Origin of the sequence: Streptomyces sp. NPDC093568 (assembly GCF_044764945.1) — a bacterium.
In the GTDB taxonomy this organism is placed as follows: Bacteria; Actinomycetota; Actinomycetes; order Streptomycetales; family Streptomycetaceae; genus Streptomyces.
On record NZ_JBIWJD010000009.1, the window covers coordinates 1 to 11,942 of the forward strand.

Genomic DNA, 11,942 nt, shown 5'->3' on the forward strand with positions numbered 1-11,942 from the left:
CGCCCGGTTACATTCCGAACCCGGAAGCTAAGCCTTACAGCGCCGATGGTACTGCAGGGGGGACCCTGTGGGAGAGTAGGACACCGCCGAACAATCTTTGGGAAGGACCCCTGGTCACCAGCGTTCAGCTGGGACCAGGGGTCCTTTCGTTTTTACAATGCTTGTGTACCGAAGACAGGAGTCACCGATGTCCACCAACTCTCCCGACGACCGACCGGAGCGCGACCAGCGGCGACGGGACAGTGGTGACCGCGGCGGCTACCGAGGGGACCGTGGCGGCTTCCGTCGCGACAACGACCGTGGTGGGGACCGAGGCAGCGACCGAGGCCGCTTCCGGCGTGACGACAGCCGTGGCGGATACGGCCGCCGCGATGACCGTCGCGATGACCGTGGAGAGCGTCGGGACGACCGGCGTGATGTCCGCCGTGACGACCGTCGTGACGACCGCCGTGATGGGGACCGTGGTCCCCGGCCCTCCTTCCGGCGGGACGACCGGCCGGCCGGGCCTCGTCGGGACGACCGGGACCGTGATCGCGGGTTCCGGCGGGACGGCGACCGTCCGTCCTACCGTCGTGACGACCGTGGGGAGCGTCGGGACGACGACCGTGGCGGTTATGGCCGGCGCGATGACCGCGGTGGCTACGGCCGCCGTGACGACCGGCGCGGCGACGACCGTGACCGTGGCTTCCGCCGCGACGACCGGCGTGACGACCGCCGCGATGACCGACGAGACGACCGCGACCGCGGGTTCCGTCGGGACGACCGACGTGATGACCGACGCGACGATCGACGTGACGACCGCCGGGATGACCGCCGCGACGACCGGCGTGATGACCGTCGTGACAGCGACCGTGGTGGCTACCGCCGCGACGACCGCGACCGTGGCTTCCGGCGTGACGACCGTGGTGAGCGCGGTGACCGGGACCGTGGGTTCCGCCGCGATGACCGTCGGGACCAGGACCGCAGCGACCGCGGTGAGCGCAGCGAGCGTGGCGACCGTGGTGGCTTCCGGCGCGATGACAGCCGGGGCGAGCGCGGTGGATTCCGTGGGCGCGACGACCGTGGCGGGCGTGGGCCCCGTCGGGACGACCGCGGTGGGCGTCCCGGAGGGTTCCGTGGGCGTGACGACCGGCGTGACGACCGGCGTGGCGGTGGGCGGTTCCGTGATGAGCGGGACCGGGACCGGGACCGTGAGCCGATCAAGCGGCTGCCGATCCCCGAGGACGTCACGGGTGACGAGGTCGACAAGGACGTACGGCAGGAGCTGCAGAGCCTGCCGAAGACGCTCGCCGAGGATGTCGCCAGGAACCTGGTGATGGTGGCGCGACTCATCGACGAGGACCCCGAGGGTGCCTACGGCTACTCCAAGGTGGCCCTGCGGCTGGCGTCGCGCGTCGCCGCCGTACGAGAGGCGGCCGGGTTCGCGGCGTACGCGAACCAGAAGTACTCCGAGGCGCTCGCGGAGTTCCGGGCCGCGCGGCGGATGACCGGGACCGTGGATCTCTGGCCGCTGATGGCCGACTGCGAGCGTGGGCTCGGGCGGCCGGAGAAGGCGCTGGACATGGCCGGCGCGCCCGAGGTGCACAAGCTCGACAAGGCCGGGCAGGTGGAGATGCGGCTCGTCGCGGCCGGCGCCCGGCGTGACATGGGGCAGCTGGACGCGGCCATCGTGACGCTGCAGAGCCCCGAGCTGGCCTCCAACGCCGTACAGCCGTGGACGGCGCGGCTGCGGTACGCGTACGCCGACGCGCTGCTTGCCGCCGGGCGGCAGGGTGAGGCGCGGGAGTGGTTCGCGAAGGCCGTCGAGGCCGACAAGGACGGCAGCACGGATGCCTCCGACCGGCTCGCCGAGCTGGACGGTGTCGACTTCGTGGACGCCCTCGACGAGAACGACGGGCAGGGCGAGGGCGACGAGGGCACCAAGGGTGAGCAGGCTCCGGTCGACTCCGAAGAGGACGACAAGGAGTGAGCCGCGTGTGACGTGAGAAGGGCGGGATCCCGGGCTGGGATCCCGCCCTTCGGCGTTTCAGGCGTCCAGTGCGCGCAGTACCAGGCCCGATGCCGGCTTCGGGCCGAACGACGTCGACTTGCGGGGCATCGTGACTCCCTGGCGGGCGAGGTCGCGTACGACGTCCTCGCGGACGGGGTGCATCAGGACGGCCGTACCGCCGTCGCGTTCGGCCTTTCTGACGGTCGCGGCCGTGTCGTGGATGTAGGCGATGCGGGTGGGGTCGTCCTCGGGGATGTGCCAGACGTGGGCGAGGAGTGTCGCGTGCAGGACCGTCGCGTCCAGGGTGCGCCAGGCGGTGGGGCGGTCGGCCGGGACCGTACGGGCGAGGAGGCGGGGGTCCGGTCGGTCGACGAGGTGGAAGGAGCCGTCTCCGGCGAGGAGGAAGGCGTTGCCCGCGCAGGCCGCGTCGGCCAGCGCTTCCAGGGCCTCGGCCAGCGGGACTTCGAGGCGGCGTACGCGGAAGTGGCCGTCGAGGGCGGTGACGGCGTCCGGCACCGGCAGCGTGTGCAGGAGGCGGTGGATGGCGCGGACGCGCAGGGGGTAGCGGGCGGTGTCGACCAGGAGGACCAGGCCGTAGTCCCAGGGGCTGGGCGAACCGTGCTCCGCGCGTAGACGTCGATAGGTCGCCCAGCGGTGGTGGCCGTCGGCGATCAGTGCCTGGCGGCGGGTCAGGTCCGACTGGATGCGGGTGAGGTCCGCGGGGTCGGTGATCGACCACAGGCGGTGGCTGAAGCCGTCCTCGGTCGTGGTCGCGAGGAGGGGCGGGCCCTCGATCGTGCGCTCGATCACGGAGCTCGTGTCGGCCGTCGTGCCGTTGCCACGGTAGGTCAGCAGCAAGGGTTCCAGGTTGGCGGACGTGGCGCGCATCAGGGCCGCTCTGTCGGCGACCACGTGCGGCATGACGTCCTCGTGCGGCAGGACCAGGCCCTCCGAAGGGTCCGACACGCGCAGGGCGCCGATGACGCCGCGCTGGATCATGCCCTCGCCGTCCTGCTGTTCGTAGACGTAGAGGCCGGGCTCGCGGTCGGTGGTGAGGACACCTTCGGACAGCCAGCGGCGCAGGGTCTTCGCCGCCTGTTCGTTGCGGGCGTCGGGTGTGTCGGCCTGGGGGAGGATCAGGCGGACGATGTTGTGCGGGTCCGAGTCCTGGAGTTGGTGCAGGCCGTCAGGGCGGACCACGACGTCGTACGGAGGGGATGTCACGGCGGCCAGGCTGCCGACCCGGTCGGGGTCGTAGCGAAGCCCTCGGAAGGGGGTGAGTTCGAGGCCTCGGCGCGCCGTTGCTTCCGGGTGACCTGCTGTGTTCATCCAGGCATCGTACGGGTGTCAGTGGCATGGGGGATGATCGGGGGAAAGCCGTCGAACGAGGAGCGATGTCAAATGAGCCAGAGCGTCAGGAGGAGGCCCGAGGGCAGTGGCCAGGCCCTGAGCGAGGCGTACGACACGGCGCTGCTCGACCTCGACGGTGTGGTGTACGCGGGTGGGAACGCGATCGCGCACGCGGTCGACTCGCTCGCGGTGGCCCGCGCGGGCGGGATGCATCTCGCCTACGTCACCAACAACGCGTTGCGGACGCCTGACGTCGTGGCCGCGCATCTGACGGCGCTGGGGATACCGACGGGCGCCGATGACGTGATCACGTCGGCGCAGGCGGTCGCGCGGCTGATCAGTGAGCAGGTGCCGGCGGGGGCCCGGGTGCTGGTGATCGGCGGTGAGGGGCTGCGGGTCGCCCTGCGGGAGCGCGGGCTGGAGCCGGTGGAGTCGGCGGACGACGATCCGGCGGCGGTCGTGCAGGGCTTTGGCGGGCCGGAGCTGGTGTGGGGGCGGTTCGCGGAGGCGTGCTACGCCATCGCCCGCGGGGTGCCGTGGTTCGCGTCCAACACCGACCTGACGATCCCGAGCGCGCGCGGCATCGCACCGGGGAACGGGGCGGCGGTGGAGGTCGTCCGGATCGCCACCGGCGCGGAGCCGCAGGTCGCGGGCAAGCCGTTGCCTCCCATGCACCGGGAGACGATCCTGCGGACCGGCGCCGAGCGGCCGCTGGTGGTCGGGGACCGGCTGGACACGGACATCGAGGGCGCGTTCAACGGCGATGTCGACTCGCTGCTCGTCCTGACCGGCGTCACCGACGGCGCGCAGCTGCTGGCCGCGCCGCCGCAGCACCGGCCGACCTATGTCGACGCCGATCTGCGAGGGTTGCTCACCGGCCAGCCGGAGGTGGCCGAGGACGGGGAGGGTTTCCGGTGCGGCGGCTGGACGGCGACGGCGGGGGCGGAGCGGCTGGAACTGGCCGGTGACGGAGTGCCCTTGGACGGGCTGCGGGCGCTGTGCGCGGCGGCCTGGACGGCGGCGGGAGACGGCTCGTGTGCGCTGGACTCGGGGAAGGCGCTGGCCAGACTGGGTTGGTGAGGTGTCGCCCGGCGGGGCGGGCGTGACCCTCGCGAGGGCTTGCAGCGGGATCGTGGCTGAATGGGAGGGTAGGCTAACCTAACCGGGTGTTGGTCGACAGTCCTCCCGAACAGCGCGCGGAGTCCGTGTCCGCGCCCCCAACCCGACGGGCGATACGTGCCGTTGGGCTGCTCGTCTCTGTCCTGATTCTGGTGGTCGTCGTGGTGGCGAGCATCGCGATCGGGGCGAAACAGCTGTCCGTGGGGGAGGTCTGGCACGGTCTGTTCCAGAGTTCGGGGACCTACGGCGACGTCGTGGTCGACGACCGGATCTCGCGCACCGTCCTCGGACTGCTCGCCGGCGCCGCGCTCGGTCTCGCCGGAGCCGTGCTCCAGGCCCTGACCCGTAACCCGCTGGCCGACCCCGGACTGCTCGGCATCAACGCGGGCGCGTCCGCGGCGGTCGTCACCGCCATCACCTTCTTCGGCATCACCAGCCTGAACGTCTACGTCTGGTTCGCCTTCCTCGGCGCGGCCGCGGTCGGGGCGCTGGTCTGGTTCCTCGGCGGCAGCCGGGGCGCCACACCGGTCCGGCTCGCGCTGGCCGGCACGGCGATCAGTGCCGCGCTCTACGGCTATCTCCAGGCCGTAATGATCATGGACGACGTGGCGCTGAACAAGATGCGCTTCTGGACGGTCGGTTCGCTCGCCTCGGCGACGGACTCGACCATCAAGCAGGTACTGCCGTTCCTCGTCGCCGGCATGGTCCTCGCGCTCGCCCTCGCCCGGCCGCTGAACGCGATGGAGATGGGCGACGACACCGCCAAGGCCCTCGGCGCCAACCTGAACCGCACCCGGGTGCTGGCGATGCTCGCGGCCACCGTGCTGTGCGGTGCCGCGACCGCCGCCTGCGGGCCGATCGTGTTCGTCGGCCTGATGGTGCCGCACGTCGTGCGCTCGTTCACCGGGCCCGACCTGCGCTGGATCCTGCCGTACGCGGCCGTCCTGTCGCCGGTGCTGCTGCTCGGCGCCGATGTCCTCGGCCGGATGGCCGCCCGGCCCTCCGAGATCCAGGTCGGCATCGTCACCGCGATCCTCGGCGGACCGGTCTTCATCTTTCTCGTACGACGGCGGAGGACGGCCCAGCTGTGAGGACCGCAGTGAAGAGCGAAGCGAAGACCGCGGCGCCGGGCTCGGCGAGGTCCGCCCGCGCGGGCCGTGCCCTGCGGACCCCGGGCGGGCTCTCCGTCCGCCTCGACGTGCGGGCGCTGACCGTCGTCGTGCTGTTGCTGCTCGCCGGGCTCGGCGCGAGTGTCCTGTTGATCGGCACCGGCGACTTCCCGATCGGGGCGGGCGACGTGCTGAGAACGCTGTTCGGCGGGGGCAACGCCGGTCAGGAGTTCATCGTCAACGAGCTGCGGCTGCCGCGCGTGCTGGTCGGGCTGCTGGTCGGGGCCTCGCTCGGCCTCGGCGGGGCGCTGTTCCAAGCGCTGTCCCGCAACCCGCTGGGCAGCCCCGACATCCTCGGTCTCGGCCAGGGGGCCACGGCCGGCGCGCTCGTGGTGATCGTGCTGTTCTCCGGGAGCGCGGGCCAGGTGACCGTCGGCGCGCTCGTAGGCGGCCTCGCGACCGGTCTCGCCATCTATCTGCTCGCCTGGAAGCGGGGCGTGCACGGCTACCGACTGGTCCTGGTCGGCATCGGCATGTCCGCGATCATGACGGCGGTCAACGGCTATCTGCTGACCAAGGCCGACCTGGTCGACGCCGCCCGCGCGGTCGTGTGGATGACCGGCTCCCTCAGCGGCCGTGACTGGGCCCAGGTCTGGCCGCTGCTCGCGCTGTGCGCCGTCCTCGTGCCGCTGGTCCTCGCCAACGCGCGCGGGCTGCGGATGATGGAGATGGGCGACGACGTCTCGTACGCCCTCGGGGTGCGTGTCGAAGGCGTACGGCTGCTGCTGATGCTGGCGGCCGTGCTGCTCACCGCGGCCGCCACCGCCGCCGCCGGTCCCGTCAGCTTCGTGGCGCTCACCGCCCCGCAGCTCGCCCGGCGCCTGACCCGCTCGCCCGGCCCGAACCTGCTGCCCTCCCTGTGCATGGGCGCCGCCCTCCTCGTCACCGCCGACTGGATCTCCCAGCGGGTCTTCGGCGCGGACCAGATGCCCGTGGGCGTGGTCACCGGTGTGCTCGGCGGCGTATACCTGCTGTGGCTGCTGGTCACCGAGCGCAAGGCGGGACGGATATGAGCGCCGGCCGCACCGACAAGAACAGCAGTGGGCTGAACCACCGAAGGAGCACCGTGAACCGCCTGTCCGCCGACAACGTCACCCTCGCCTACGACCAGCGGGTCATCGCGGAGCAACTGTCGGTCGAGATACCCGACAACTCCTTCACCGTGATCGTCGGCCCGAACGCGTGCGGCAAGTCCACGCTGCTGCGGGCGCTGTCCCGGATGCTCAAGCCCAGCCAGGGCCGGGTCCTGCTGGACGGGCAGGTCATCCAGTCGATGCCGGCGAAGAAGGTCGCGCGCACCCTCGGGCTGCTGCCGCAGTCCTCGATCGCGCCCGACGGGATCACCGTCGCCGACCTGGTGGGCCGCGGCCGCTACCCGCACCAGGGGATCCTGCGCCAGTGGTCGACCGAGGACGAGCGGGTCGTCCAGGAGTCGATGGCACAGACCGGGGTCGCCGAGCTCGCCGATCGCTATGTCGACGAATTGTCGGGTGGGCAGCGCCAGCGTGTCTGGATCGCGATGGCGCTCGCCCAGCAGACGCCGCTGCTGCTGCTCGACGAGCCGACGACCTACCTCGACATCCAGCACCAGATCGACGTCCTCGACCTGTGCGCCCAGTTGCACGAGGAGCAGGGGCGCACGCTGGTCGCGGTGCTGCACGACCTCAACCACGCCGCCCGGTACGCCACCCACCTGATCGCCCTGCGCGGCGGGTCCGTGATCGCCGAGGGCGCGCCCAACGACATCGTGACGGCCGAGCTGGTCGAGGACGTGTTCGGGCTGCGCTGCCAGGTCATCGACGACCCGGAGACGGGGACCCCGCTGGTGGTGCCGGCGGCACGCAAGGCGCGCACGCAGGCGAAGGTGGCGGCTACAGAAGCTTCCTGAGCTGCAGCAGGTCGCGCACGCCCGCGTGCAGCTTCACCCGGCCCGAGCCCCAGGCCTTGGCGAAGTTCAGGTCGCCGCCGACCAGGGCGACCAGGTCGTCGCCCGTCATGCTCAGCCTGATCTGGGCCTTCTCGCGGGGCGGGCCCTGCAGTGTGTCGTGGACGTGGATCCTGCCGTCCTCCATGCGGCCGACGAACGTGACGTCCAGGTCGGTGATGTGGCAGCTCACCGAGCGGTCAAGGGCGGCGGCCGCACGGGCGTCCCCTTCGGCGCGCTGCATGTTGTCCGAGAGCTTTTCGAGTGCGACGCGGCACTCCTCAATCGTGGCCATCGCGATCGACGGTACCCCAGCGGTTCGGGGTAGCGTCTGGGCATGAGCGACACGGTTTGGCAGACGGAGCCCCCGCAGGAGGCCGCCGAGGCGGAGGCCGGGCCCGCGGCGGAGCCCGAGTACGACCCGGCCGCCCCCGCGCCGCTGAACGTCCCACTCGCCCCCACCGGCAACGCGGAGGTCGACGCCCAGCTGGAACGGCTCGGTGACGCCGACCACCTCGCCACCGACGGGCACCTGGAGGTGTACGAGGATGTACACCGGGGGCTGCGCGACGCGCTCACCGCGCTCGACGCCCGCCCGGGACCTCCGGTTCCCACCCGCCACCCGACCACCACCCCTCAACGAGACCCTTCGGGTCACACCTTTTGATCGTCGTACGGACAACACAGGAGCTGAACCGAACGTGGCAGGAGCCGCACGCCTCCGTCTCGACGCCGAGCTGGTCCGCCGGAAGCTCGCGCGTTCGCGTGAGCACGCCAGCCAGCTGATCGCCGCCGGCCGGGTGACCGTCGGCAAGACCGTCGCGACCAAGGCGGCCACGCAGGTGGAGACCGCCGCGGCGATCGTCGTCCTGGCCGACGACAGCGATCCCGAGTACGTCTCCCGGGGCGGCCACAAACTCGCGGGCGCGCTGGCGGCCTTCGTGCCCCAGGGGCTCGCGGTGGAAGGGCGCCGGGCGCTGGACGCCGGCGCGTCCACGGGCGGCTTCACCGATGTGCTGCTGCGGGCGGGAGCCGCGCACGTCGTCGCCGTCGACGTCGGATACGGACAACTGGCCTGGACTCTCCAGAGCGATGAACGCGTCACCGTCAAGGACCGTACGAACGTACGCGAGTTGACGCTCGAAGCGATCGATGGGGAACCAGTGGATCTTGTCGTGGGGGATCTGTCCTTCATCCCGCTCGGACTGGTGCTGCCCGCCCTCGTGCGGTGCGTGAAACCGGACGCCGATCTGGTGATGATGGTGAAGCCGCAGTTCGAGGTGGGGAAGGAACGGCTGGGCAGTGGGGGAGTCGTACGGAGTCCGCAGCTGCGGGCGGAGGCCGTGCGCGGTGTCGCCGAGAAGGCGTGGGAACTCGGACTCGGGGTGAAGGGGGTAACGGCGAGTCCGTTGCCCGGACCTTCCGGGAATGTCGAGTACTTTCTGTGGCTGCGTGCCGGGGCGCCCGCCCTGGACCCGGCCGACGTTGACCGTGCAGTGGCGGAGGGGCCGCGTTGATGCAGAACCGAGCTCGTACTGTTTTTCTCCTCGCCCACACGGGGCGGCCGGCGGCCATCCGCAGTGCCGAGCTGGTGGTCAAGGGGCTGCTGAGGGAAGGCATCGGGGTCCGCGTCCTGGAGTACGAGGCCGCCGACCTGCCGCTGCCCGACGAGGTGCAGCTGGTCAAGGAGGCGACACCGCAGTGCCTCGACGGGTGTGAGCTGCTCATCGTGCTGGGCGGCGACGGGACGCTGCTGCGGGGCGCCGAGTTCGCGCGGGCGTCCGGGGTGCCGATGCTGGGCGTCAACCTGGGCCGGGTGGGGTTCCTCGCGGAGGCCGAGCGGGACGATCTCGACAAGGTTGTCGACCGGGTCGTGACCAAGGCCTACGAGGTCGAGGAGCGGATGACCGTCGACGTCGTCGTGCATCAGAACGGCGACATCGTGCACACCGACTGGGCGCTGAACGAGGCGGCCGTGCAGAAGGCGGGCGCCGAGAAGCTGCTCGAGGTCGTGCTGGAGATCGACGGGCGGCCGGTGACGGGGTTCGGGTGCGACGGGATCGTGCTGTCCACGCCGACCGGGTCGACGGCGTACGCGTTCTCCGCGGGCGGGCCTGTGGTGTGGCCCGAGGTCGAGGCGCTGCTGATGGTGCCGATCAGTGCGCACGCGCTGTTCGCCAAGCCGTTGGTGACCTCGCCGGATTCGGTGCTGGCGGTGGAGGTGCTGCCGCACATTCCGCCGGGCGTGCTGTGGTGTGACGGGCGGCGGACCGTTGAGCTGCCGCCGGGGGCGCGGGTGGAGGTGCGGCGGGGGGCCGTGCCCGTGCGGTTGGCCCGGCTGCATCACGCGTCGTTCACGGATCGGTTGGTGGCGAAGTTCGCGTTGCCCGTGTCCGGGTGGCGGGGGGCGCCTCACTAGCCGATTCGCAGGGGCGTGCGGGGGTGCGTCGGCGGCTGCGGGACCGTCGTGCTTGGCGCGCCCACGCGGCGGAGCCGCAAATCGATACAGCCCCGCGCCCCTGGCGGCGCTCCACTCGGCTGGGTGACATGTGCGCCCGATACACATTCGTCACCTGCACCTTCACATCACGGACCCGGGGGCCGTCGCACTTCCGGCCCCCGACCTCGTAAGGTCGTGTCCGTGTTGGAGGAGATGCGGATACGGTCGCTCGGAGTCATCGACGACGCGGTCGTCGAGCTGTCGCCGGGGTTCACCGCCGTCACGGGCGAGACGGGTGCGGGCAAGACCATGGTGGTCACCAGCCTGGGGCTGCTGCTCGGCGGGCGGGCGGACCCGGCGCTCGTGCGGATCGGGGCCGACAAGGCCGTCGTGGAGGGGCGGATCGCCGTGCCCGAGGGCGCGCCGGTCGTCGTACGGGTCGAGGAGGCCGGAGCCGAGCTCGACGACGGTGCGCTGCTGATCAGCCGTACCGTTTCCGCCGAAGGACGGTCCCGGGCGCACCTCGGCGGGCGCAGCGTGCCCGTGGGCATGCTGGCCGAACTCGCCGACGAGCTGGTGGCCGTGCACGGGCAGACCGACCAGCAGGGGCTGCTGAAGCTGACCCGGCAGCGGCAGGCGCTGGACCGGTACGCCGGGGACGCCGTCGCCGTGCCGCTCGCCAAGTACGGCGAGGCCTACCGGCGGTTGCGGGCGGTCTCCGTCGAGTTGGAGGAGATCGTCACGCGCGCGCGTGAGCGGGCCCAGGAAGCCGACATGCTGCGGTTCGGGCTCGACGAGATCGCCGGAGTCGAGCCGCGCCCCGGGGAGGACGTGGAGCTCGCGGAGGAGGCCGAGCGGCTCGGGCACGCCGAGGCCTTGTCGTCCGCCGCCACGGCCGCTCACGCCGCTCTCGCGGGCAACCCGGAGGACCCCGAGGGCATCGACGCGGCCACGCTCGTAGCGGGCGCGCAGCGGGCCCTGGACGCCGTGCGCTCGCACGATCCGGCGCTGGCCGCGCTCGCCGACCGGATCGGGGAGATCGGGATCCTGCTGGGCGACGTCGCCGGGGAGCTGGCGGGGTACGCCGACGACCTGGACGCCGATCCGCTGCGGCTCGCGGCCGTCGAGGAGCGGCGGGCCGCGCTGAACGCGCTGACCCGGAAGTACGGCGAGAACATCGCCGCCGTGCTCGCCTGGGCCGAGGAGGGCGGCTCACGGCTGACCGAGCTTGACGGTGACGACGACCGGATCGGCGAGCTCACGGCCGAGCGGGACGCGCTGCGGACCGAGCTGGGCGGGCTGGCGCAGGCGCTGACCGACGCGCGGACCGAGGCCGCCGAGCGGTTCGCCGCCGCCGTGACGGCGGAGCTGGCGTCCCTCGCGATGCCGCACGCGCGCGTGTCGTTCGCGATCCGGCAGACCGAGGACCCGGAGGGCGTCGAGGTCGGCGGCCGCGCGGTCGCCTACGGGCCGTCGGGCGTGGACGAGGTCGAGCTGCTGCTCGCGCCGCACCCCGGCGCGCCGCCCCGGCCGATCGCCAAGGGCGCCTCCGGCGGTGAGCTGTCGCGCGTGATGCTCGCCGTCGAGGTCGTGTTCGCGGGCACCGATCCCGTGCCGACCTACCTCTTCGACGAGGTCGACGCGGGCGTCGGCGGCAAGGCGGCCGTGGAGATCGGCCGGCGGCTGGCCCGGCTGGCCCGGACCGCGCAGGTCGTCGTCGTGACCCACCTGCCCCAGGTCGCCGCCTTCGCCGACCGGCAGTTGCTCGTCGAGAAGACCAACGACGGCTCGGTCACCAGGTCCGGCGTGAAGGTCCTGGAGGGTGAGGAACGGATCCGGGAACTCTCCCGCATGCTCGCCGGCCAGGAGGACTCGGAGACGGCACGGGCCCACGCGGAGGAACTGCTGGAGACGGCCCGGGCGGACGCGTAGTCCGGGCCGGGCCGTAGG

At 72.1% G+C, this 11,942-nt stretch carries 11 protein-coding genes and 1 rRNA gene; 10 read left to right on the forward strand and 2 right to left on the reverse strand.

Annotation, left to right across the window (positions count from 1 at the left end; genetic code table 11):
• Both rrf and ACIRD7_RS31325 read left to right on the forward strand, forming a co-directional pair.
• Positions 1-92, forward strand: a 5S ribosomal RNA gene (gene rrf / locus ACIRD7_RS31320); the annotation flags it as partial.
• Between the two features lie 1,115 nt (positions 93-1,207).
• Positions 1,208-1,969, forward strand: coding sequence for a hypothetical protein (locus ACIRD7_RS31325; RefSeq protein WP_403459369.1), 762 nt, complete (start codon positions 1,208-1,210; stop codon positions 1,967-1,969).
• 57 nt (positions 1,970-2,026) lie between these two features.
• Here the strand turns inward: ACIRD7_RS31325 and ACIRD7_RS31330 are convergent, their stop codons facing one another.
• Positions 2,027-3,319, reverse strand: coding sequence for a DUF1015 domain-containing protein (locus ACIRD7_RS31330; RefSeq protein ID WP_403458896.1), 1,293 nt, complete (start codon positions 3,317-3,319; stop codon positions 2,027-2,029).
• Positions 3,320-3,391: 72 nt separating this feature from the next.
• Here ACIRD7_RS31330 and ACIRD7_RS31335 point away from each other — a divergent pair, with 72 nt between their 5' ends.
• The 4 genes from ACIRD7_RS31335 (at position 3,392) to ACIRD7_RS31350 (ending at position 7,516) form a co-directional block, all read left to right on the forward strand.
• Complete coding sequence (locus ACIRD7_RS31335; RefSeq protein ID WP_403458897.1) at positions 3,392-4,420, forward strand: HAD hydrolase-like protein; 1,029 nt, start codon at positions 3,392-3,394, stop codon at positions 4,418-4,420.
• 86 nt (positions 4,421-4,506) lie between these two features.
• Positions 4,507-5,550: a FecCD family ABC transporter permease gene (locus tag ACIRD7_RS31340; RefSeq protein ID WP_403458899.1), complete on the forward strand. Its 1,044-nt coding sequence runs from the start codon at positions 4,507-4,509 to the stop codon at positions 5,548-5,550.
• A gap of 8 nt (positions 5,551-5,558) precedes the next feature.
• On the forward strand, positions 5,559-6,641 hold the full coding sequence (locus ACIRD7_RS31345) for a FecCD family ABC transporter permease (RefSeq protein WP_403459370.1): 1,083 nt from the start codon (positions 5,559-5,561) through the stop codon (positions 6,639-6,641).
• On the forward strand, positions 6,638-7,516 hold the full coding sequence (locus ACIRD7_RS31350; RefSeq protein ID WP_403458901.1) for an ABC transporter ATP-binding protein: 879 nt from the start codon (positions 6,638-6,640) through the stop codon (positions 7,514-7,516). Before ACIRD7_RS31345 ends, ACIRD7_RS31350 begins: the two co-directional genes overlap by 4 nt.
• On the opposite strand, the gene ACIRD7_RS31355 is transcribed toward ACIRD7_RS31350, so the two are convergent.
• Positions 7,500-7,847, reverse strand: coding sequence for an SCP2 sterol-binding domain-containing protein (locus ACIRD7_RS31355; RefSeq protein ID WP_403458904.1), 348 nt, complete (start codon positions 7,845-7,847; stop codon positions 7,500-7,502). The two genes, ACIRD7_RS31350 and ACIRD7_RS31355, sit on opposite strands and share 17 nt — an antisense overlap.
• A gap of 42 nt (positions 7,848-7,889) precedes the next feature.
• Between ACIRD7_RS31355 and ACIRD7_RS31360 the strand changes: the two genes are divergently transcribed.
• From ACIRD7_RS31360 to recN, 4 genes are all read left to right on the forward strand, one after another.
• Complete coding sequence (locus ACIRD7_RS31360; RefSeq protein ID WP_403458905.1) at positions 7,890-8,219, forward strand: hypothetical protein; 330 nt, start codon at positions 7,890-7,892, stop codon at positions 8,217-8,219.
• Positions 8,220-8,253: 34 nt separating this feature from the next.
• Positions 8,254-9,069 carry a TlyA family RNA methyltransferase gene (locus ACIRD7_RS31365; protein WP_403458907.1) on the forward strand — a complete coding sequence of 272 codons (816 nt, stop codon included), beginning with the start codon at positions 8,254-8,256 and terminating at the stop codon, positions 9,067-9,069.
• Complete coding sequence (locus ACIRD7_RS31370) at positions 9,066-9,971, forward strand: NAD kinase (RefSeq protein ID WP_403458909.1); 906 nt, start codon at positions 9,066-9,068, stop codon at positions 9,969-9,971. Before ACIRD7_RS31365 ends, ACIRD7_RS31370 begins: the two co-directional genes overlap by 4 nt.
• Before the next feature lie 234 nt (positions 9,972-10,205).
• Positions 10,206-11,924, forward strand: a complete 1,719-nt coding sequence (recN, locus tag ACIRD7_RS31375) for a DNA repair protein RecN (protein ID WP_403459371.1) — start codon at positions 10,206-10,208, stop codon at positions 11,922-11,924.
• The last annotated feature ends 18 nt before the right edge of the window (positions 11,925-11,942 follow it).